Source organism: Campylobacter subantarcticus LMG 24377 (assembly GCF_000816305.1).
In the GTDB taxonomy this organism is placed as follows: domain Bacteria; phylum Campylobacterota; class Campylobacteria; order Campylobacterales; family Campylobacteraceae; genus Campylobacter_D; species Campylobacter_D subantarcticus.
Genome location: NZ_CP007773.1, coordinates 1183279 through 1204678 on the forward strand (window position 1 = coordinate 1183279; position 21400 = coordinate 1204678).

At 28.1% G+C, this 21400-nt stretch carries 23 protein-coding genes; 8 read left to right on the forward strand and 15 right to left on the reverse strand.

The window, feature by feature from the left end; genetic code table 11:
- The first annotated feature begins 86 nt into the window (after nucleotides 1-86).
- From CSUB8523_RS06135 to CSUB8523_RS06160, 6 genes are all read left to right on the forward strand, one after another.
- Nucleotides 87-2027: an RNB domain-containing ribonuclease gene (locus CSUB8523_RS06135; RefSeq protein ID WP_043019931.1), complete on the forward strand. Its 1941-nt coding sequence runs from the start codon at nucleotides 87-89 to the stop codon at nucleotides 2025-2027.
- Nucleotides 2020-2985, forward strand: a complete 966-nt coding sequence (gene holA / locus CSUB8523_RS06140; protein ID WP_039664151.1) for a DNA polymerase III subunit delta — start codon at nucleotides 2020-2022, stop codon at nucleotides 2983-2985. The genes CSUB8523_RS06135 and holA overlap by 8 nt, the downstream gene beginning before the upstream one ends.
- 90 nt (nucleotides 2986-3075) lie before the next feature.
- Nucleotides 3076-3450 (forward strand): 30S ribosomal protein S6, encoded by a 375-nt coding sequence (gene rpsF, locus CSUB8523_RS06145; protein ID WP_043019932.1) that lies wholly within the window; start codon nucleotides 3076-3078, stop codon nucleotides 3448-3450.
- Between the two features lie 3 nt (nucleotides 3451-3453).
- The gene (locus CSUB8523_RS06150) at nucleotides 3454-3981 is read left to right on the forward strand and encodes a single-stranded DNA-binding protein (protein ID WP_039664153.1); all 528 of its coding nucleotides are present in this window, start codon (nucleotides 3454-3456) and stop codon (nucleotides 3979-3981) included.
- 11 nt (nucleotides 3982-3992) lie between these two features.
- Nucleotides 3993-4253 (forward strand): 30S ribosomal protein S18, encoded by a 261-nt coding sequence (gene rpsR, locus CSUB8523_RS06155; RefSeq protein WP_039664154.1) that lies wholly within the window; start codon nucleotides 3993-3995, stop codon nucleotides 4251-4253.
- Between the two features lie 51 nt (nucleotides 4254-4304).
- On the forward strand, nucleotides 4305-4946 hold the full coding sequence (locus CSUB8523_RS06160; protein ID WP_043019933.1) for a MarC family protein: 642 nt from the start codon (nucleotides 4305-4307) through the stop codon (nucleotides 4944-4946).
- Here the strand turns inward: CSUB8523_RS06160 and CSUB8523_RS06165 are convergent.
- Genes CSUB8523_RS06165 through fliW form a run of 5 tightly spaced genes read right to left on the reverse strand, consistent with a single transcriptional unit; the run spans nucleotide 4922 to nucleotide 7475 of the window.
- Nucleotides 4922-5350 (reverse strand): hypothetical protein, encoded by a 429-nt coding sequence (locus CSUB8523_RS06165; protein WP_043019934.1) that lies wholly within the window; start codon nucleotides 5348-5350, stop codon nucleotides 4922-4924. The two genes, CSUB8523_RS06160 and CSUB8523_RS06165, sit on opposite strands and share 25 nt — an antisense overlap.
- Nucleotides 5347-6075, reverse strand: coding sequence for a hypothetical protein (locus tag CSUB8523_RS06170; protein ID WP_043019935.1), 729 nt, complete (start codon nucleotides 6073-6075; stop codon nucleotides 5347-5349). The genes CSUB8523_RS06165 and CSUB8523_RS06170 overlap by 4 nt, the downstream gene beginning before the upstream one ends.
- On the reverse strand, nucleotides 6059-6355 hold the full coding sequence (locus CSUB8523_RS06175; protein ID WP_043019936.1) for a hypothetical protein: 297 nt from the start codon (nucleotides 6353-6355) through the stop codon (nucleotides 6059-6061). Before CSUB8523_RS06175 ends, CSUB8523_RS06170 begins: the two co-directional genes overlap by 17 nt.
- Nucleotides 6352-7080: a pyrroline-5-carboxylate reductase gene (locus CSUB8523_RS06180; protein ID WP_039664159.1), complete on the reverse strand. Its 729-nt coding sequence runs from the start codon at nucleotides 7078-7080 to the stop codon at nucleotides 6352-6354. The genes CSUB8523_RS06175 and CSUB8523_RS06180 overlap by 4 nt, the downstream gene beginning before the upstream one ends.
- Nucleotides 7080-7475 (reverse strand): flagellar assembly protein FliW, encoded by a 396-nt coding sequence (gene fliW / locus CSUB8523_RS06185; protein ID WP_039664160.1) that lies wholly within the window; start codon nucleotides 7473-7475, stop codon nucleotides 7080-7082. Before fliW ends, CSUB8523_RS06180 begins: the two co-directional genes overlap by 1 nt.
- A 176-nt stretch (nucleotides 7476-7651) precedes the next feature.
- On the opposite strand from fliW, the gene CSUB8523_RS06190 reads away from it, so the two are divergent.
- Both CSUB8523_RS06190 and lon read left to right on the forward strand, forming a co-directional pair.
- A complete protein-coding gene (locus CSUB8523_RS06190; RefSeq protein WP_039664161.1) occupies nucleotides 7652-8308 on the forward strand; it encodes an outer membrane protein assembly factor BamD in 657 nt (218 codons plus the stop codon).
- On the forward strand, nucleotides 8308-10686 hold the full coding sequence (gene lon, locus CSUB8523_RS06195) for an endopeptidase La (protein ID WP_039664162.1): 2379 nt from the start codon (nucleotides 8308-8310) through the stop codon (nucleotides 10684-10686). The genes CSUB8523_RS06190 and lon overlap by 1 nt, the downstream gene beginning before the upstream one ends.
- A gap of 11 nt (nucleotides 10687-10697) precedes the next feature.
- On the opposite strand, the gene CSUB8523_RS10575 is transcribed toward lon, so the two are convergent.
- The 10 genes from CSUB8523_RS10575 to CSUB8523_RS06250 form a co-directional block, all read right to left on the reverse strand.
- A complete protein-coding gene (locus tag CSUB8523_RS10575) occupies nucleotides 10698-12077 on the reverse strand; it encodes an MCP-domain energy taxis signal transduction protein (protein ID WP_039664163.1) in 1380 nt (459 codons plus the stop codon).
- 11 nt (nucleotides 12078-12088) lie between these two features.
- On the reverse strand, nucleotides 12089-12580 hold the full coding sequence (locus tag CSUB8523_RS06205; RefSeq protein ID WP_039664164.1) for a PAS domain-containing protein: 492 nt from the start codon (nucleotides 12578-12580) through the stop codon (nucleotides 12089-12091).
- A gap of 87 nt (nucleotides 12581-12667) precedes the next feature.
- Nucleotides 12668-13159 carry an energy taxis response protein CetC gene (gene cetC / locus CSUB8523_RS06210; RefSeq protein WP_039664165.1) on the reverse strand — a complete coding sequence of 164 codons (492 nt, stop codon included), beginning with the start codon at nucleotides 13157-13159 and terminating at the stop codon, nucleotides 12668-12670.
- 43 nt (nucleotides 13160-13202) lie between these two features.
- Nucleotides 13203-14414 (reverse strand): threonine ammonia-lyase, encoded by a 1212-nt coding sequence (gene ilvA, locus CSUB8523_RS06215; RefSeq protein ID WP_039664166.1) that lies wholly within the window; start codon nucleotides 14412-14414, stop codon nucleotides 13203-13205.
- 2 nt (nucleotides 14415-14416) lie between these two features.
- A complete protein-coding gene (locus tag CSUB8523_RS06220; RefSeq protein WP_052243718.1) occupies nucleotides 14417-14776 on the reverse strand; it encodes a CoA-binding protein in 360 nt (119 codons plus the stop codon).
- A 204-nt stretch (nucleotides 14777-14980) separates the two neighbouring features.
- Nucleotides 14981-15145, reverse strand: a complete 165-nt coding sequence (locus CSUB8523_RS10060; RefSeq protein ID WP_158336973.1) for a hypothetical protein — start codon at nucleotides 15143-15145, stop codon at nucleotides 14981-14983.
- Between the two features lie 1382 nt (nucleotides 15146-16527).
- The gene (gene trmA / locus CSUB8523_RS06235; RefSeq protein ID WP_043019940.1) at nucleotides 16528-17580 is read right to left on the reverse strand and encodes a tRNA (uridine(54)-C5)-methyltransferase TrmA; all 1053 of its coding nucleotides are present in this window, start codon (nucleotides 17578-17580) and stop codon (nucleotides 16528-16530) included.
- Nucleotides 17581-19293 carry a Na+/H+ antiporter NhaC family protein gene (locus tag CSUB8523_RS06240; protein ID WP_043019941.1) on the reverse strand — a complete coding sequence of 571 codons (1713 nt, stop codon included), beginning with the start codon at nucleotides 19291-19293 and terminating at the stop codon, nucleotides 17581-17583.
- An 18-nt stretch (nucleotides 19294-19311) separates the two neighbouring features.
- Complete coding sequence (locus CSUB8523_RS06245) at nucleotides 19312-20058, reverse strand: short-chain dehydrogenase/reductase, subgroup 5 (protein ID WP_043019942.1); 747 nt, start codon at nucleotides 20056-20058, stop codon at nucleotides 19312-19314.
- Nucleotides 20055-21302, reverse strand: coding sequence for an ankyrin repeat domain-containing protein (locus CSUB8523_RS06250; protein WP_043019943.1), 1248 nt, complete (start codon nucleotides 21300-21302; stop codon nucleotides 20055-20057). Before CSUB8523_RS06250 ends, CSUB8523_RS06245 begins: the two co-directional genes overlap by 4 nt.
- Between the last annotated feature and the right edge of the window lie 98 nt (nucleotides 21303-21400).

Sequence of the window (21400 nt, forward strand, 5' to 3'; positions counted from 1 at the left end):
TTAAAGCAAAGATTATAACTAAAAAATATAAATTTAATCCTTTTATGATAAAATTTAAGTTTTGAAAAATTACTATAAAGAGTCTTATGAAAGAATTATTTAATCAACTAAGTTATGGTCTAAATGCTAATGAAATTACCAATAAAAACAAGCAAATAATTAGAGAATTATTAACTTGTGATATTATTAAATTTTATAAAAACAAATACTATTTAAAAGATGGCTTTACTTTTGGTAAGATTGATATTTCAGCTAGTGGAACGGGATTTTTAGAAAGTTTTGATCCTGCTTTTAAGCGTGATTTGCTCATAGAAAATAAAAATTTAAAAGGAGCAAATTATGCTGATATAGTTGTGGCAAAATTACTCCCTCTTAAAAAAAAGCGTCCAAGTGCTAAAGTTATTTCAATACTCAAAAGAGCCCACGAAACTTCTTTGGTTATGACTAAAAAATACGGCGAAGCAGTCCTTGGAGTAAATATTCAAACAGGACTTACATGTGCCTTAAAAGCCTCTCAAAAATCCTTAAAAGCACTGCCTTTGGGAACAATTTTAAAGATAGAAAACCATGATAACAATATCACTGAAGTGATAGGACATATTGATGATGATTTTGTAGATGAAAAAATTTCTTTAGCACTTTTTAATAAAAATGCGATTTTTGATAATTTATGTGAAAATGAAGCAAGAGCTTATGGAGATAAAGTTGATGCAAGCATGTATCCATCAAGAAAAGATCTTAGAAATTTAAATTTTTGCACTATCGATCCTATAGATGCAAAAGATTTTGATGATGCGATTTATTATGATAAAAGCGAACACGCTATTTATGTAGCTATAGCCGATGTAAGTGCTTATGTGCATGCTTATAGCGCCATTGATAAAGAAGCAAGATCAAGAGGTTTTTCGATTTATTTTCCTCATATTGCCATACCTATGTTACCAAGGGCTTTAAGCGAAAATATCTGCTCATTAAAACCTAATGAAGATAGACTAGCATTTTGTTTTAAAATATGCTTAGATCAAAACAATGAAGTCATCAAAGAAGAACTTTTTGAAGCCATTATTAACTCAAAACGCCGTTTTAATTATGATGAAGTTGATGAGTACTTAAAAAACCGTGATGATTTAGGGGAGATTAATTGGCTTTATGATGCTTTTGCAATCACTCAAAATTTACGCAAAAAACGCCTAAAAAATGCTTGTGAGTTTAAAACCCAAGAACTTAGAATGACTCTAGATGAAAACAATCAACTCCTAAAAACACGTCTTGAAAGCGACACGGCCTCACATAATTTAATCGAAGATTGCATGCTTTTAGCTAATAAAGCTGCAGCAAAACTCATTGATATAGGAGTTTTTAGGAATCATTTAAGTCCTGATTATAAAAAAATAGATCAATTATTAGCTGATCTTTCAACGCTTAGTATAGATATTAATCCTAAAAATAATATCATAGAATTATTTAAAGACATTCAAGTCTTAGCAAATGAGCTAAATATAAGAGAAGAAGTAGATAAACTCATCATCAAGGCACAAAAAAAGGCAGAATATTCTAGTGAAAATGCAGGACATTTTGGCTTGGGTTTTGATAAATATACCCATTTTACAAGCCCTATTAGAAGGTATTCTGATCTTATTTTACATAGACTTTTAAAAGCTAAAATTAATCATGATGAAAAAATGTTTAATTATTTGCTTTTAAATATTCAAAGTACTTGCGAAGAACTAAGCATTTTAGAAAGAGAAGCAGATAAAGTCTCGTGGAATTTCATGGATAGAAAATTTGCAAGATGGGCAAAATACAACATAGGAAAAAAATTCAAAGCCTTAGTGATAGAAAATCAAAGCTCACTACAAGTGAAACTCAACGATGATATAAAAGGAGCTTTAATCACCATTATAGGTTCAAGAGCAAATTTATTAGAACATGTTGAAGTAGAAATCACTGAAGTGGATATTGTTAGTGCCAAAATTTTTGGAAAAATCACCAAGCATTTTAGCTTAGAAAGAAAGCAAAATGTATAAAAATCAACTCCAAAGCTTACTTAATAGCAATAATTTTCCTAATTATTTCTTGCTTTATGGAGCGGATAATTTCCAAATAGAGCTTTATACTAAATTTATTAAAGATAAATACTCTTTTGATGAGAGTTTAAGATTTTATTTTGAAGAATATGATTTTAAGCAAGCCTATGATTATTTATCTAGTGCTTCCTTATTTAGCGAAAGAAAACTACTAGAAATCAAAACTCAAAAGAAAATCCCAAGTAAAGAACTCAAACAGCTTTTACAGCTTTGTCAAAATTCACAAGATAATTATTTTTTACTTGAAATTTACGATGAAAGCTCCAAACAAAGTGAAGCGGAGAAAATTTTTGCTAATAATTTTTGTAGATTTTATAAAGTAAATTCAGCTAAAGAAGGTATAGAGCTTCTAGCTCTAAAAGCCAAAGAGTTAAACATCAATATCACACAAAATGCACTTTTTGCACTTTTTTACAATTTTAATGAAAATCTATACTTAGCAGCAAATGAATTAAATAAATTTAGCGGCTTAAGCATTGATGAAAAAATCATACAAGAACGTTGTTTTAGTTTAAGTACTATTAGCTTTGAAAGCTTTTTTGATAACCTCATGCAAAAAAAGGATCTAAGAGCTGATCTTGAAAATATTTTAGATCATTACAATGAAATAGCATTGATTAATGCCTTATATGCAAATTTTTCTAGACTTTTTAAAATAGCTTTACATATTAAAATTTATGGAAATTTAGATTTAAAAGAAATTTTAGGCTATGCTCCACCTATTTCTGTGACACAAAATCTTCAAAAACAAGCTCTTATAATTAAAATATCACAATATAAAAATATCTTTTTAACACTTTGTAATTGCGAATATGAATTAAAAAAGAATTCTAAAATAGAAAAAAAAGAATTTTTAATCGCAACACTTTTGCAACTTAGCTCAATATTAAAAAGTTAAATTAAGAAAACTTGTGGTAAAATAAAATTTGCATTTTATGCAAAATCCTTGCCTAATTTTTAGGCTTTATATCCACAAGGAGAAATTCAAATGAGACATTATGAAGTTTTATTCATATTAAAACCAACACTTACAGAAGAAGAAGTAAGTGCTAAGTTGGAATTCGTAAAAGAAGTCCTTACAAAAAATGGCGCAGAAATTGAAAGCGTAGTTCCAATGGGAACAAGAAAACTTGCGTACAAAATCAAAAAATACGAAAGAGGAACTTATTTTGTAATTTACTTCAAAGCTCCTACTAATTTAATCGCTGAGCTTGAAAGGGTATTAAGAATTACTGAAGAAGTGATAAGATTTTTAGTTGTAAAATATGAAAACAAAAAAGAAATCGCTGCTTGGGAAAAATTAAGCAAAGGTATTAAACAAGGTAAAAAAGAAATCAAAGCTAGTGAAAGTACAGAAGGCTAATTAATGTTTAATAAAGTCGTTTTAGTAGGTAATCTCACAAGGGACATAGAAATGCGTTATGCTCCATCAGGTAGCGCAATAGGTTCTTCTGCTATAGCTGTAACAAGAAGATTTAGCACCAATACAGGAGAAAAAAGAGAAGAGACCTGCTTTATCGACATTAGCTTTTTTGGAAGAACAGCAGAAATTGCAAATCAATACCTTAACAAAGGTAGTAAAGTTTTAATCGAAGGTCGTTTAAGATTTGAACAATGGAGCGATCAAAATGGACAAAATAGATCAAAACACAGCATTCAAGTTGAAAATTTAGAAATGCTAGGTTCAACTGTACAAAATAGCCAACAAAACAATTTTAACAGTCAAAATTATGGTTATAATCAAAATTTTAATCAACAACAAAGTTTTGACCCTTATGCTCAAGTGCAAACTAGAACAAACCCATCTAATACTTATCAAAATCCTCAGAAGGAAACCCCTATGAAGGAAATTGACATTGATAAATATGATGATGACACAGAATTACCATTTTAAAGGAAAAAATCATGGCAGAAAAAAGAAAATATTCACGTAAGTATTGCAAATATACAGAAGCTAAAGTCGATTTCATCGATTATAAAGATACAGTATTGTTAAAACATGCTTTATCAGAAAGATTTAAAATCATGCCGCGCCGTTTAACAGGTACTAGCAAAAAACACCAAGAAATGGTTGAAATTGCTATTAAACGTGCAAGACATGTAGCACTTATCCCTTATATTGTAGATAGAAAAGAAGTTGTTACTAATCCTTTTGAAGGACTATAATTATTAAATCAATCCCAAGCTTTTAAGCTTGGGAAAATAAAAGGTTGCTTTATGTTTTCAGATATAGAATCTGAAATTTATGTTATTTTACTTGCTTCTATTGCTATTATAGCAGTTTTAAATCCTTTTGGAAATCTTCCACAATTTATTGCAATGACTGAAGGTCTAGATGCTGATACAAGAAAAAAACTTTTTAGAAATATTATTTATACTGCATTTTGTATTGTTTTAGTTTTTTTACTTTCTGGATCATTTATCATGAAATATTTATTTAAAATAGATATTAATGATTTAAGAGTTGCGGGTGGTTTGATTTTAATCATTATGAGCACAAAAAATTTGCTTTTTACTCCATCAAGCACTCAATTTCAACACTATCAAGGGTTAAGTAATAAAGAATTATTGAAAAAAAGTATAGTACCAATGGCATTTCCTATGCTAGTAGGACCTGGTACACTTTCTACTATAGTGGTTATTTCAGAAGATCAAAATTTAGCTATAGCTATAGCTTCTGTGTTGCTTACTTTTGCTTTTATTTTTGCTTTATTTCACTTTTCAGCTACTATTGAAAAAGTCATAGGCAAGCTTGTACTTTATGTTTTTTCACGTATTGCTTTAGTTTTTATTATGGCTATGGGGGTAAAAATGATAGCCATTGGGGTTCAAACTTACATCCAATCTAATTTAGGATAAATAAAAAAACTTTTTTGCAAAAACACTTCTTCATTTACTGCTTTATTATCATTTAGCAACACGCTAATATTTACTGCTACAATGCTTTTTGCATTAGTATCATTTGTTATCAATTTATATCCTTTACACTCACCCAAAGGATAAGCATAATCAATTCGTATTTTTATATTATTATATTCAAAATTATATTCATTTAAGCATTCTTTACTCTCTAAATAAGCTTGATATAAAAAATACTTGGAAAGTTCTTTTGTATCATGGAGAAAAATCTTTCCTTGAGTATAAAGAGTTAAATCTTTTATAATTCTTGGAGAATATGAAGAAATTTTTATTATAAATACCATAACAAAAGAGATAAATAAAATAAAAGATAATGTATAAACCATAACAAAAGATTTTTTCATAAAAACATCCACTTAGATAAACATTCATTTTGATTTTTATCACATATTGAAACTTTTAGCGCCTTATCATCTTGCTTGAAAATAAGTTTTGAAATATTTTGAGCTAGTAAAAAAGATCGCTTGTTATGATTTAAATCATCTATTTGTATATAAATATTTTCATTTTCTAAATATACTCTAACATAAGCATATAAAACAGTATAAAATCCACTAAATTTCTCATTAAAAAAATGGATTTTCTCTTTATCATCAATTAGCACTTTATAAACTTTTGAATTTTTCATATCATAAAAATACATATAATCGTTAGCATATATTTTTAACTTTTTTTCACTATGCATATCTTTGTAATTACTTAAAATTCCTTTAGAAATTCCATCTTCTACAAAATGTAAATTACTTTTTGGACTAAAAGAACTTTCATTGTTTTCTAAAATAACACCGCTAAAATTTAACTTTTTTAACGATATATCATAAAAAATATCATCATTTGTACTCATATAACACTCAAAAGAATTACTTGTCAATGTCACATTTAAACAAGAATGATAAATTTTTTCTATACTAAATAAAGTTTGATTTAAATTTAAAAATATTGTGTTGGAATTTTTAATTTTGTAACTATAATTATAAAGATGTATGGTTGGATTACTTAAAATAGCAACCAATATACCTAAAATAACAAAGCTTAACACAAGCTCTAATAGATTAAAAGCTTTTTTCATCTATAAAAGCTTCTTCATAGGATAAATCTTTTATTTTTAAAGATTTTAGTTTAAACTCATCACTAGTGTATTCTAAAAAATTATAAGTATTTATATTTATTTCTTTTACTTTATATGAAGGATTTTGCATCAATAATTCTTTTTCTTCATTAAAAAGGATTTGATTTTGCCATATAACATCTAAAGATTTATTTACAAATATAAGATAATAAGATCCAAAAACAAAAGATAAAATTACAATACAAAAAGCAAGCTCTAGGAGACTAAAAGCTTGCTTCATTTATTTAAACTTGCGCTAAAAGCTTCAAAAAAAGCACCACGCAAAGCCTTTTTTTCCAAAACTTCAACTCCTTTAATTGTAACTCCCGCCGGAGAGCAAATTTTTTCTTTTATAATTGCTGGATGAGCATGATTAAACAAAGCACTAAAACTTTCAAAACAAGCACGCGTAAGCTCATAACTAAGCTCATTTTTTAAACCATTTTTAACACCTGCATTTGCTAAACTTTCTGCTATCAAAGCTAAAAATGCAGGGGCACAACCACTTAAAACCATAGCCACATCAAATTCTTTTTCATTTTGCAAACTTATAGCTTTTCCAAAAGTATTTAACAATGATAAGATTTCATTTTTATATAAATCATTTTCCATCAAATACGCAGTCGCTGAAGCTTTAAATTCAGCTGCTGTATTTGGCATGATTTTTATATAATTTTGCGCATCAATACAATGAAGTTGCTCAAAAGTAGTCTTTGCTAAAACCGAAATAAGCCATCTTGCCTTGCCTTTTAGTTTAACAACTACATCTTCTAAAGCATAAGGTTTAAAAGCCAAAATAATATTTTTATTTTCCATATCAAACTCATCATATGATATGACTTTGAAATTTAAGCTACTTGCTTTTTTTAAATCTCTTGCAACTACTATCACTTCATAAGCACCGCTTATACCTTTTGCTATAGCACTAGCCATAGCACCATTTCCTAAAATATAAATTTCGGACATTATTTCGATTGTTTAATAAAAGTCGAAATCTTTTCAGATTGAAAATAATTAGGATATTTGCTTGTATCTAAAATCACTTGCACCAAAGAATTATTATCATAATTCATCACAACGGGTGCTAAAAAATTTACCGTAGATTCTTCTAATGGTTCATTTATAGCCACGATAACAAATACACCAAAATTAGTCTGTTCATTTAAAGCTAACAACTCTTGATAATAATCAGGAACTTCAAAATCATAATCAGGACGGATCATATAAGGATCGATCATCACAAAAGAAAAATCTTTACCATCAAGGCTTTTTAGTCTATAAAAAACCTCATCTATTTTATAAAAATTCATATTTTTGGTATCTTCAAAACCTAAAATAGGACATTTAACTTCTAAGTTCATCTTGCCTCCTAAAATCTATTGACTAAGAAATTACAACCCATTAAGCAATTTTAGTTCCAACTTTTTAAATTACATTAATTAAAATTTTTTGATTATAATTTTAATTTAAAAATTAACATTTTCATAAACATAAAAACATTATAATTATAAATTATTAAATTTACAAGGTGATATATATGAAAAAAAATTTTATTTTTTCGCTTATAATAATAGGATTATTCTTAGGGGCATGCGGTTCTAAAAAAACAGAAGATTTATATAATCTTAGCTCTATGGAGTGGTATCAACAAATCATTAAAGATTTACAAGAAAAAAATCTTGAAGCAGCTGATAAACATTATACTTCCATGGCAGCTGAACATATTGCTGATCCATTATTAGAACAAACTTTGCTTATCTTAGCACAAGCTCATATTAATGAAGAAGAATATGAAATGGCAAATTTTTATCTTGATGAATACTTAAACAAATTTGGTGATTCTAAAAATGTCGCATACATAAGATATTTAAAAATCAAAGCTAAATTTGACTCTTTTGCTGTTCCAAATCGCAATCAAGCATTAATGCTTAAAACCATAGAAGAAATCAAAGAGTACAACCAAAACTATCCTAATGTGCAATATAATGATCTCATTGATACCATGTTAACCAAATTTAATCTTGCGGTTTTTTATCTTGATACAAGCATTGCAAAATTGTATGAAAAAAAAGATAGAGAACAAAGTTATGAAATTTATAAGCAAAAAATAGAAAATTCCGATTTTAATACAATCGAAATGATCAAACCAGAACTTCCATGGTATAGAAAAATATTTGAAGAAGGTATAATGTAATGAAATTAGAAAATACTCAAAACTATCCAGCAAAACTTCCTATCCTTGTGGAAGATGAGCTTTTTTTATATCCTTTTATGATAACACCTATTTTTTTAAATGACATGCAAAATATCAAAGCCTTAGATACTGCTTTACAAAATGAAAGCATGATCTTTGTTGCACCTTCAAAAATTGAAGGCGGACGTGGCTTTGATGATATTTATGACTGCGGGGTGATTGGAACCATTATGAGAAAAGTTCCACTACCTGATGGTAGGATTAAAATTTTATTTCAAGGTTATGCTAAAGCTAAAATCGTAGATGAAATTTCAGATGATCCTTTATATGCTTTAGTTGATTTAATTCATCAAGAACCTATTTGCAATACAAAAAAAGAAGCTATTATTGAAGTGGTTAGAGAAAAAGCTAAAGCTTTATCTACAGTTAGTCATTATTTTCCACCCGATCTTTTACGAACTATAGAAGAAGATGTTGAACCTAGTAGAATTTGTGATTTGATACTCAATTCTATCAAAATCAAAAAACAACAAGCCTATGAATTTTTTATCGAAACTAATTTAGAAACCAAGCTTTTAAATTTAATTGATTATTTAGCTAAAGAAATCGAAGCAAATAAAATTCAAAAAGAAATCAAAAATAAAGTTCATTCTAAAATAGATAAAGTCAATAAAGAATACTTCCTAAAAGAACAACTCAAGCAAATTCAAAGAGAACTTGGAAGTGATATACAAAAAGAAAGTGAAGTAGAAGAATACAACAAAAAGCTAGAAAAGAAAAAAGCTTTTATGTATGAAGATGCTTATAAAGAAATCAAAAAACAAATTCAAAAATATGAAAGAATTCATCAAGACAATTCAGAAGCATCTATGGTTCAAACTTATATCGAAACCGTTTTGGATATACCTTTTGAGCACTCTTCAAAGAAAAAACTTAACTTAAAAGATGTATCCTTGCAACTCAATAGCGACCACTATGCTCTAGAAAAACCAAAAGAGCGTATTGAAGAATACTTTGCAGTAAAAGAGCTTTTAGAAAAGCGTAAAATCAAAGACAAAGATGGTGCTAAAGTTATCTTGTGTTTAGTTGGGCCTCCAGGTGTAGGTAAGACTTCTTTGGCAAATTCAGTCGCAAAAGCATTAAAAAGAGAATTAGTCCGCATAGCCTTAGGTGGCCTAGAAGATGTAAATGAATTAAGAGGACACAGAAGAACCTATATAGGAGCTATGCCAGGACGCATTATACAAGGACTAATAGAGGCAAAACAAAGTAATCCTGTGGTTGTACTTGATGAAATTGACAAACTAAGTCGCAATCACAGAGGAGATCCAAGTGCAGTTTTACTTGAAATCTTAGATCCTGAACAAAATACGAAATTTAGGGATTATTATCTAAATTTTAATATCGATTTGAGTAAAATCATTTTCATAGCCACAGCAAATGATGCGAGCTTAATCCCACCTGCACTAAAAGATAGAATGGAATTTATAGAGCTCAGTTCTTATACTCCGCAAGAAAAATTCCAAATAGCCAAAAACTATCTCATACCTGATGAAATAAAAAAACATGGACTCAAAGAAAAAGAAATTAGCTTTGATAACGAAGCTATAGAATTAATAGTCAATGAATATACTAGAGAATCGGGCGTAAGAAATTTAAGAAGAAAAATTGCCGAAGTTTGTAGAAAATGTGTTAAAAAACTTCTTTTGGAAGAAAATATTAAAAACATTCAAATTAATGCTAAAAATTTAAAAGATTTTTTAAATAAAAAAGTCTTTGAAATAGAAAAACATGAAAAAGAAAATAAAATAGGGCAAGTCAACGGTCTAGCATGGACTGCAGTAGGTGGAGATGTATTAAAAATAGAAATCATTAAAATCAAAGGCAAGGGCGAGTTAACTCTTACAGGAAGTTTAGGCGATGTAATGATAGAATCAGCAAAAATTGCCCAAAGTCTTATTAAAAATTTAATTGATGAAGAACAAATCAAGGCACCAAAAAATCTTTTTTATAAAAAAGATGAAAGTGTTTATAATCAATACAATCTTCATATTCATGTTCCAGATGGTGCAACACCAAAAGATGGGCCAAGCGCGGGTATAACAATCACCACAGCCATTGCCTCTATTTTGAGCAATAAGAAGGTAAGATCTGATGTTGCAATGACAGGAGAAATTGACTTGATGGGTAATGTTTTACCAATAGGTGGCTTAAAAGAAAAATTAATTGCTGCTTATAAAGCTGATATTAAAACAGCCATTATTCCACATAAAAACTATGAAAGAGATTTGAAAGATATTCCCGAAGAAGTAGTAAAAAATATGAAGATTATTGGGGTGAAAAATTTACAAGAAGTTTTAAAAATAGCTCTTGTTTAAAAACTAGAAGCTTACGAAGCTTCTAGTTTATCCATAATTAATTTACTATCTTTTTCTAACTCTCTTATGTCACTAATAATTGAATCATAATCTTCTTTTGAAATATTTTCTTTTTTAGCTATTTCTATAGCTTTATTTGCAGAGTGTCGTATTTTTTCACTTTTAAAGTCCATTTCATTTTGAGAGATTAAAGGACAGAAAATACTTTTTGCATCTTCATCTTTACATAGATTAGAAATTGGATCAAGATTTTGTAAATTTTGCTGAGAACCATTAAGAGTTAAATAAACATCTGATTTATATAAAATATGATCTATTTTCATAGCAGATAAAGTTAAATCAGAAGCAAAATTAACAAATTCTTTTCCTAAGTGAGAGCTTTTATCCTCTAATTCTCTAAATGCTTCGCTAAAATCAGCAATTTTGCTATTAGAAGAATTTGCAATATCAAATACTTTTTCACTATTTTCTTGTATTGATCCAATTTCTTGATTCATTATTTGAATTGCCAAAGTAATTTCTCCTGTTGCTTTTTGAGTTTTCTCAGCAAGTTGTCTTACTTCATCTGCAACTACAGCAAAACCTCTTCCATGCTCACCAGCACGAGCAGCTTCAATGGCCGCATTTAGCGCAAGAAGATTAGTTTGATCTGCTATATCTCTTATAACTTCCACAATCGCATTAATACTTTGAGCATTTGATGCAAAAGTATCAACAGCATTTTTACTCTCATCAGCTACTTGCATCATGGAAGAAACTGAATCTTGCAAATTACCTACTTCTAGACCATTTTTTTGAGCAGTATCTGATATTATTTTAATATCACCAAACACTTCTCTCATCAACTTAATAATACCATTTAAAGCAGAAGATAAATCATTTAAATTTTTGTTTTGACTATTTAAACTCAAATCCATCAATTCTCTTGATAAAGCATTTTTGAAAACAGATTTTCCTGTTTTTTCTATACCGTCCAATGCTTTATTGATAAAATTAATATTATGAACAAAAATCCCTTTTAAACCTTCAGGAATAGCTCTTCTAAAATACTCGCCTTTTTGAGAACAAGCAATAGAGGTATTAATTTCCCTCAAATAAGCTTCCAACCCATCTATGGTATTATTAAGATTATCCGCGATTTCTTTAAGTTTTTTATTATTACATTTAATATACACAATTCTTGAATCAAAATTACCATTTTTTAATTCTCGACTAAGATCTAGAATTTTATCACTAAATTGATCTTCTTTTTTTAACAATATATAAAGAAAAACAAATAACAAAAGTAAAACTAAAGAAAATCCAAAAGAAATAAAATCCGTAGAATATACAGAATTTACACAAGATAAAACACCTAGTCCAATACCAATTAATACAATATTTATCAACATTCCTTATTCCTTTATTTTTGAATTTGCATTATTAATTCATTGTAACTCATCCCGTAGGATTTTACTATAGTATTTAGCTCTTCAAGTCCTGCTTTTATGCCACTTTCATTTTCTTTTCTTATAAGAACTTTATAAATTCCTTCTATAGTTTTAACAGCTTCTGCTTTAGGTTTTCTTCTCACCGAATAATAGTTTAAAGTATTTCCATTTGCGTCACAGGATGCAGTTATATTTGCAAAAACCCAATAATAATCATTGAATTTTGTTTTGTTTTTTACAAAAGCAAAAATCTCTTTTTTAAGCTGAATATTATCCCATAAATACTTAAAAACTGTTCTTGGCATATCAGGATGACGCATAATACTATGAGGCTTGTATAAAATTTCATCAATTTTATAATCAGAATAGTTCAAAAAATCTTCATTGGCATAAACAATCTCACCTTTTAAATTGGTTTTTGATGTTATTAAAACATCTGAAGTCAGATTTTTTTCTGAAGACATAACATAATCTCCTTAGTTTAAAATTTAAAATGGGAGAAATTATATCTTAATATGAAATAATAATTTATAAACAAAAATTTATCAAATTTATCTTTGAAGTTCCAAGATCAATTGATTATAACTCATACCATAAGAATTAACTATTTTAACAAGCTCATCTACCCCAGCTTTTATACCACTCTTTTCTTCTATTTCTAAAAGAATTTTATAAACTTGCTCTATAGTCGATATTGCCTCTCTCTTAGGTTTTCTTCTAACCGAATAATAATTTATGATATTTCCTTGTTCATCAAAAGAGGCTGTTACATTAGTAAAAACCCAATAATAATCATTTTGTTTGGTTTTATTTTTAACAAAAGCAAAAATTTCTTTTCCTTCTTGTATATAATCCCATAAACATTTAAAAACCGTTTTTGGCATATCAGGATGACGCACAATACTGTGCGGCTTATATAAAATTTCCTCCATTTTATAACCCGCATATTTTAAAAAATCATCATTAGCATAAATAATATCCCCTTTTAAGTCTGTCTTAGAGGTTATTAATGTATCTAGTTCTAAAATTTTTTCTTGCGACATTTTTTTCCTTATAATTTATTTATAAAATATTATATTTAATTTATCATAAAATTTCATTGAAATTAAAACCCTTATCATAAAGTATCCTTCTGACTAATTCTTGATGCTCCTTTCCTTTAGTTTCTAAGGTAATTGAAATCATCGCATCACCATATTCAAGCTTAGTAGAAAATCTATCATAATCAATTTTAACAATATTAGCATTAGCTCCTTTTATAGCATCACTCAAAGCACTCAACGCTCCTGGTTTATCAATCAAAGTTACATTAATAAGCATTTTTCTAAAAGCTTTAAACAAACCTTTTTCTATAATAATATTTAACATTTGCACATCAATATTTCCACCACTTAAAATCACACCTATTTTTTTATGATTTTTTAAATCTATTTTTTTATGTAAAAGTGCGGCAACTCCTGATGCTCCAGCGCCTTCAACTGTGATTTTATGTTTTTCAAGTAAATACAGTACTGCATTGGCTATTTCCTCATCATCAACTTGAATAAAATCATCAACACATTCAAGAATAATATCAAAATTAATTTTATTTACATCACGCACTGCTATACCATCAGCTATCGTTCTCACAGCTTTTGAATTAATCATTTTTTTACTTTTAAAGCTCTCATACATAGCAGGAGCTCCCTTAGCACTCACTCCAATGATTTTTATAGCAGGATTAATTTGCTTAGCAGCACTTGCTACACCACTAATCAAACCTCCCCCGCCAACTGGAGCCAAAATCATATCTAAATCACTAATTTCATCAAGCATTTCAAGCATTAAAGTACCCTGCCCTGCTATAATACTTTCATTTTCAAAAGGATGGATGAAATTTAAATGATGCTCTTTAGCATAATTTAGCGCATAAGCATAAGCCTCATCAAAATTATCTCCTTTTAAGATCACTTTTGCACCTAAATTTTTAGTCGCACTTACTTTTAATAAAGGCGTGGCTTCAGGCATAACAATCACAGCTTCTATATTAAATTTTTTAGCACTAATTGCTACTCCTTGCGCATGGTTTCCTGCACTTGCAGCTATTACACCTGCTTGTTTTTGTTTTTTAGTTAAATTAGCTATTGTATTATAAGCTCCTCTGATTTTATAAGCACCTGTTTTTTGCAAATTTTCACATTTTAAAAAAACATCAGTTTCTAAAAACTCACTCAAAAAAGAAGAGTGCACAAAAGGAGTTTTTAATACAAAATCGGCAATTTTTTGTTTTGCTTGATAAATTTTATTTAATTCAACCATGACTATCCTTTTTGTAGTTCTATTTTAATACAACGATCTTGAACACAATTTATACCATATTTTTTACATTTTTGCATGATTTCATTATTAACAATACCAAGTTGCATCCAAAAATTTTTAATATTTTTACTCAAAAGATCTTCAAAAATTTCATTTGCAAAACTTGCTTTTCTAAACATTATAGCAGTATCAATTTCAAAAGGGATTTCTTTTAAGTTTCTATAAACTCTTTCATTTAAAATAAAATCTTCTTTAGGATAGATGGGATAAATTTTATAACCTAAATCTTGCAAATATTTACTTACAAAATGGGAAGGTTTATCTTGATTAGGACTAAGTCCTATGATGGCTATATTTTTCATAGAACTTAGTATTTTATGACTATCGCTCAATGCTTTTTCCTTTTTAGAGCATTGTATCTAAAATCAATTTAACAAGAAGCTTTTTTATAATCAACAAACAATATAAAATCAAAGCTATTGCAACTAATAAAGCACAAAAGTATAAACATTAGCAAAACCACACTTAGCTCTATAATACCTAGCAAATAAGAACTCACCCCTATGTCAAAATCTAAGGCTATAAAATGTAGGATTAGTCAAACCTATTTTATCTTTAGGTGTAAGTTTTATAGCTAAAGCTTGAGCACTTGAAATAGCATTAGCATAATCTAATGCACAAAAAATTCCTGATAAAATAATCGTATAAAATTTTAATGCAAAAGCAAACATACTGTAAAACTCAAAAAGGAAAAAATCATCACAATGTTAGCACCATATTTATCAAACACTTTACCAGCAAGTGATCTAAAAATCATAGAAAACCCAGCATATATCACAAAAAACATAGATCTAGCAAAAGCTAAATTTAAACTTTGAGCATAAGCACTCATATATGCTATAATAGCACCAAAAGGACATGTGGTTAAAAAGGTTATTAAAGCTAAATTAAACTGATTTTCAAAATAATTATAAATACTAAATTTTCTTTTTATATGATGATGTTTTTTAAATCTTCTTACTTTAAAAAACAGATAAAACCAAAGCTAAAACACTATAACTTTTTTATATTGACATCATCAATAATAAAACCAAAATAAAATCTGAAAAGTAAAGCACCTATAACAAAAACTCTCATAATAAGACCTGTGGTACTAGTTTGAAGGTTTAAAACACCCAAAACATAATCTGCACTAGAAATAGTACTCATACAAAAAAACAAGACAAACAACAAAATTTATCTCAAAAATACAGAAAAAATTTTCATTAAATAAATTATATTTTTTACTAAGACCCATGAAAAAACCTTTCTTAAATTTTTCATTGATATAATCAAGTAATTTTAAAAGTACCTCTTGATTATGAGAAATCCTTTGTAAAAAATTAATTTATTAAATCAACTATTTTAGTAGTAGCAAAGATTATATAAATTCTAACTTATATAAAATTTTTCCTTAAATATACTCCACATTTAAGATGAAAAAAAACTAATAAATTAATCAAAAATTAAATTTTGTAGCTTTGTTATAAATTTCAAGTTTTTATTTTAAATTTACAAATATTTATAGTATTAACAAGCTTAATTTAGTTTAAATTAAACCATGATTTCAGAGGCTTTATTTATACTAATAATAGAATTTAAAATTTTACTTGCATTATTATTTTATAATGTTTAATATAATTTAACACAAATCAATAAATTTTACCACTAAGTATTGTAAAATATTAAAATTATCACAATAAAGGTTGTAATCATGATCAATATTTATCCTTATATACTAATAATACATTTATTTTGTGCTATATTTTTTATAGGATTTTTATTTACCGAGGTATTTTTGTTAAGAAAATTAAATTTGGATATTAAAAATACAATTAAAATAATGCCACCTATTGTATTGATTTTATTTCTTAGCGGTTTATATTTGGCTCATTTTCATTTGAATTCATTAAATTGGATATTTGTTTGCAAAATATTCTTTGCTTTATGTATTTTTATATTAATACTATTTTCTCTTTTTTATAAAATAATCTTAAAAAAACAAAATCCTTTTCATGCATATATTCATCCTATTGTATTTATTTTTACTATAATTATTGTAATATGTGCAAAATTAATGTTTTATATTGTTATTTAATTTCAAATAAATACCACATTCAAGATGATTTGTATTTGCAAATTGATCAAAAAATGCAAATTTAGATATTTTGTGAGTTTTACATAATTTCTTAAGATTTTCTCTTAAACTAATAGGATTACATGAAATATAAATGATATTTTCATAATTTTTAATAAGCTCAATCACACTTAAATCAAGTCCTGCTCTTGGTGGATCAACTAAAACATGAGATATACTAAAACTATCTAAATTTATACCTTTTAAACGATTAAATTCTCTTTCCTTTTTTAAGGCTTGACTTAATTCTTCGCTAGAAAGTCTTGTAAAAGATATATTTCCAATAGAATTTAAAGTGCAATTTTTTAGAGCAAATTCGATATTTTTTTTAGAAATTTCAGTTGCTAAAATCTTATTAAAATACTTTGCCAATACTATAGTAAAATTTCCATAACCACAATAAAGTTCTAATAAATCTTTTCTATCTTCTTTTTCTAATAAATCAACCACCCATTCAATCATTTTTTCATTTATAGTTGTATTTGGCTGTATAAAACAATCATTATTAAACTCGTATAAAAATTCATTTGTATTGATGTTTAAAATTTGTCTTAAATTTTCTCCATTAAATACAAGCTTTTTACCCCTACTTCTTGCTATGAGCTTAAGGTTTAATCTTGTAGATAATTCTTGTAGATCATGTATGATGGTTTCGATATTTTTATGATAAAGCAAGGTTGCACTTAAATCCAACTTAGTCGCTAAAAATTCCACTCCAAAAAGTTTATGTTTTAAATTTTCATTTAGATTATTTAATAAAATAGGCATATATTCTTGAATTTTTTCATCCGCTATATCAAATTTCTCAATAGGAGTTTTTTTCTTATTTTTAAACATTGCATAAGAAATTTCTCCATTTTCATGATGATATATAGAAAACTCTGCCCTAGTTCTATAAGCTTTTAAAGGTGATTTAAAGCACTGAATTTCTCCATCATATAAAGAAGAAAACAATGCTTTGTTTAAAGCAATTTTTTCTTCAAAATGCATTTACTCATCTACCTTTTTGCCAACTACAAAAAGCAAAGCTATCATAGCTAATATTCCAAAAACAAGCCCAAGCCATACATTAAGTCCTAGTGCTACTGGTAAATAACCACAAAGTATACTAATAGCACAAACACTTAAAGCATAAGGCATTTGTGTACTAACATGCGCTAAAAGATCACACTTGCTTCCCATAGAAGAAAGAATAGTCGTATCAGAAATTGGCGAACAATGATCTCCAAAAATCGCTCCCGTTAACACACCTGAAATATTAATAATCATATATTGGTGCAATTCTAAGCCATTTAAGTCATTATGCACCCCAACAGCCATTGCCAAAGGAATAGCCAAAGGCATTAAAATACCCATAGTCCCATAACTAGTTCCTGTTGAAAAAGAAATAATAGAAGCAAAAATAAAAATTACAGTTGGCAATAAATAAATAGGTGTTTTGTCTGAAAAAAGATCGATTAAATACTTAGAAGTTCCAAGATCTTTAATCACAGAAGCAAGTGACCACGCACAAAGTAAAATAATTACTGTCATAATCATAGTCCTCCAACCATGTGTCCAAACCGCAATCGCCTCTTTTAAAGTAAATATTTTTCTATACATTCCTAAAATAATAGCTACTATGGTGGCTAAAAGCGCTGCTTGAAACAACACTACCGAAGCATCAGCTGCGCCAAAAGTTTCTCTAAAAGCAAATAAACTAAATGGCGCTACATCAATTTGTGTTTTAATACTTGCATCATCTAAAGCATTATAGCCACTAAAATAAAAACCTATAAAAGAAAACACAATTAACACAGCCAAAGGTATGATCGCATTAGAAGCTTGTAATTTTACATGTTCTTTTGGCTCTAATACCTTATCTTCTATATTGTCAATTTGCTCATGTCCATGAGAAAATTTACCCGCTCTAGCTCGAAGTTCTGCTTTTAACATAGGCCCAAATTCTCTACCTGTATAAATTGTCAAAACAACAAAAATCAACATAAAAAGATTGTAAAATCTATAAGGTAAGGTTTGCACAAAGATTTCAAAAGCGTTAATTTCTTCTTTAGCTATGCCAAGGTGAGCAAAAGTTGCATTATCGATTAGATCATATCCACTACGAATTAAAGAAATTTCAAGTCCTATCCAAGTAGAAATAATAGCAAGGCCAGTAATTGGCGCTGCGGTAGCATCCATAATAAAAGCAAGTTTCTCACGGCTTACTCTAAATTTGTCAGTCACTGGACGCATAATAGGTCCTACGATTAATGAATTAGCATAATCATCAAAGAAAATAAAAATCCCCATACACCAAGTAGCAAATTGCGAACTTTTTGCTTGTTTGGCCTTAGTAGAAAGCCAAACGGCCACAGCTTTAGTACCCCCTGTTTTAGTAATCAGAGCTACAACCCCACCTATCGTTAAAACTTGAAGCAAAATACCTGCATTACCAGGACTTGCCATGGCATTTACCACTTTAGAGATAAATCCTGTAAAAGAAGCTATGATAGCATGATAAATACTATTTTCGATAAGCCCCAACATAAAAGTACCACTTAATGCACCAATAAACAACGAAAGCACTACATCTTTAGTAATAAAAGCTAAAATAATAGCTATCACCGGTGGCAAAAGAGTCCAAACCCCAAAAAGCTCTGCATTTGCTTGTGTATCAGCAAATAATAATAAAGGGGCTAATAGTAAATAAAAAATTCTCATATTTTTCCTTAAGTTTTTTTATATTTTTTCGCTAAAAGTTCCTGCCCATGTTTGAGTCACAGGCATAAGTTCGATTTCGTTAATATTAATATGCTCAGGCAAGCTAATAATAAAAGTAATAATTTTTGCTATATCTTCAGCTTTAATATATTTAGTATTTTCATAAATCTCATCAGCTTTTTTAATATCACCTTTAAATCTCACTTCGCTAAATTCAGTTTTACAAAGTCCTGGAGCAATATTAGTTACTTTTATATTACTTCCGCGCAAATCCGTTCTTAAAGCCTTAGAAAATTGTGCCACAAAAGCTTTCGTGCCACAATAAACATTGCCTCCATAATAAGGCACATTAGCTGCAATTGAACCAAGATTAATCACATGAGCATTTTTTACCCTTCTAAGTAAAGGTAAAGTAGCTCTTGCTATATATAAAAAGCCTTTGATATTAGTATCTACCATGGCTTCAATATCTTCAATATCTAAAGAATCAAACTCATCTAACCCTAAAGCAAGACCTGCATTATTAACAAGCAAAGAAATATTTTGTAAATCTTGAGGTAGATTTTCAATTGTTGCAAAAACTGCTTGCTTATCCCTAACATCAAGTACTATAGGGTAAATTTTATCTCCATAAAACCCTTGTAATTTTTCCAATCTTTGCTTGCGCCTTGCTATGGCTATAACTTTATAATCAAGCTCTATTAAAGCTTTTAAACTTTCCAATCCAAAGCCTGAACTTACCCCTGTTATTAAAGCAATTTTCATGGTTGCGCCTCTTCATATAACATCAAATTTTCATTTTCTTTTAAACCAAGTTTTTTTAAAAATTTAATATTTTGTTCTTTTTTTGCAATGATGGCAAAATCAAGAGCATTAAATCCTAAATCATCTATTTCTTTATAATTAGCTTTATAATCTATAAGCAACTTAAGCATTTTTACATCTGCGTAATTTGCCCCGTGCATAAAGATATTTTTAGAAGTATGCTCAAGCGCACATAAGGTGATAAAATATGGCGTATTACTTCCCATACTAGCAATAGAAAGTTTTTCATTGTCATTAATGTATTTTTGATTTACATTTGCACCATTTTCAAGCAAAAGCTTGGCAACTTTATAGTTGTTATATTCAACAGCATAAAACAACGGTGTTTTACCAAAAGAATTTTTATAATCAACCACCGCTTCATTTTCAAGCAAAAGCTTAACATTTTCTGCATTATCTAGTGCAAAAAATAAAGCAGACTCATAACCTTCATTTATTTTTACACCTAATTTTATAAATTCACTTACAATTTCACTTTCTCTATTATTTAACAAGGCTGATTTAAAACCATTGTTTAATTCTAAATTGCTAATTTTTTTAGTATAAATGTATTCTTTAATCTGCTCTAAAGAATTATTTTTATTAGCTACAAATTTTTCAAAGTCTGAAACATCTTTAAAAATTTTAGTCTCACCAACTGCCCAGTTTAAAAATTCATTCAAAGCATTACTAGCAAAATAAATTGCACTTGCTTTATCTAAATTAAATTCCTTTTGAAAATATCTTGTTAAAGGATTAATCGCATTGTTATATTCTTTCCAAAATTCCTTAAAAAGTTTAAAATTTCCAATGCTTTGATAAGCCCAAAATCTAAAATATGCTTTTAATTTTGCAAATTTTTCTTCGAGTATTATAGGATCTTGTAAAGTCTTTTGATGGCCTTGTGGATCAAGTGCAATTTCTAATAATTTAAAATCAAATTTTCTCAAATCACTAAAATATTCTCCACCCATACAAGCACTATTGCTTCCCCTAATTTCATTAGCAAGCTCATATAATCTTTTTGTGATTTGATTATTTTTTAAAGAAAAATCGCAATTTAAATCTACTTGAGCAAAATCTTGAGAAACTTGCGGTTTAAACTCTTTAAAAAAATCCATCTTATTTTCTTTGACATACCCACAAGTATAATCTAAAGCTAATGCATTTAAACTTATAATCAAACTAAATAATAAAATCTTCAAATATTTTCCTTTGATATAAATTAAATCACTATTTTAACTAAATTTTTGCTTTAATAACAATTAATTAATTTAAAATTCATACAATGCTTGCTTTTAAA

Coding starts and splice junctions, on each gene's coding strand:
- cetC (WP_039664165.1), bottom strand. CDS start 13,159: ATGTCGCAAGAAAAAATTTTAGAACTAGATACATTAATAACCTCTAAG.
- CSUB8523_RS06165 (WP_043019934.1), bottom strand. CDS start 5,350: ATGAAAAAATCTTTTGTTATGGTTTATACATTATCTTTTATTTTATTT.
- CSUB8523_RS06135 (WP_043019931.1), top strand. CDS start 87: ATGAAAGAATTATTTAATCAACTAAGTTATGGTCTAAATGCTAATGAA.
- CSUB8523_RS06160 (WP_043019933.1), top strand. CDS start 4,305: ATGTTTTCAGATATAGAATCTGAAATTTATGTTATTTTACTTGCTTCT.
- CSUB8523_RS06245 (WP_043019942.1), bottom strand. CDS start 20,058: ATGAAAATTGCTTTAATAACAGGGGTAAGTTCAGGCTTTGGATTGGAA.
- rpsF (WP_043019932.1), top strand. CDS start 3,076: ATGAGACATTATGAAGTTTTATTCATATTAAAACCAACACTTACAGAA.
- CSUB8523_RS06180 (WP_039664159.1), bottom strand. CDS start 7,080: ATGTCCGAAATTTATATTTTAGGAAATGGTGCTATGGCTAGTGCTATA.
- fliW (WP_039664160.1), bottom strand. CDS start 7,475: ATGAACTTAGAAGTTAAATGTCCTATTTTAGGTTTTGAAGATACCAAA.
- CSUB8523_RS10060 (WP_158336973.1), bottom strand. CDS start 15,145: ATGTTTGCTTTTGCATTAAAATTTTATACGATTATTTTATCAGGAATT.
- holA (WP_039664151.1), top strand. CDS start 2,020: ATGTATAAAAATCAACTCCAAAGCTTACTTAATAGCAATAATTTTCCT.
- lon (WP_039664162.1), top strand. CDS start 8,308: ATGAAATTAGAAAATACTCAAAACTATCCAGCAAAACTTCCTATCCTT.
- CSUB8523_RS06240 (WP_043019941.1), bottom strand. CDS start 19,293: ATGAGAATTTTTTATTTACTATTAGCCCCTTTATTATTATTTGCTGAT.
- rpsR (WP_039664154.1), top strand. CDS start 3,993: ATGGCAGAAAAAAGAAAATATTCACGTAAGTATTGCAAATATACAGAA.
- ilvA (WP_039664166.1), bottom strand. CDS start 14,414: ATGGTTGAATTAAATAAAATTTATCAAGCAAAACAAAAAATTGCCGAT.
- CSUB8523_RS06150 (WP_039664153.1), top strand. CDS start 3,454: ATGTTTAATAAAGTCGTTTTAGTAGGTAATCTCACAAGGGACATAGAA.
- CSUB8523_RS06175 (WP_043019936.1), bottom strand. CDS start 6,355: ATGAAGCAAGCTTTTAGTCTCCTAGAGCTTGCTTTTTGTATTGTAATT.
- trmA (WP_043019940.1), bottom strand. CDS start 17,580: ATGCATTTTGAAGAAAAAATTGCTTTAAACAAAGCATTGTTTTCTTCT.
- CSUB8523_RS06170 (WP_043019935.1), bottom strand. CDS start 6,075: ATGAAAAAAGCTTTTAATCTATTAGAGCTTGTGTTAAGCTTTGTTATT.
- CSUB8523_RS06190 (WP_039664161.1), top strand. CDS start 7,652: ATGAAAAAAAATTTTATTTTTTCGCTTATAATAATAGGATTATTCTTA.
- CSUB8523_RS10575 (WP_039664163.1), bottom strand. CDS start 12,077: ATGTTGATAAATATTGTATTAATTGGTATTGGACTAGGTGTTTTATCT.
- CSUB8523_RS06205 (WP_039664164.1), bottom strand. CDS start 12,580: ATGTCTTCAGAAAAAAATCTGACTTCAGATGTTTTAATAACATCAAAA.
- CSUB8523_RS06220 (WP_052243718.1), bottom strand. CDS start 14,776: ATGAAAAATATAGCCATCATAGGACTTAGTCCTAATCAAGATAAACCT.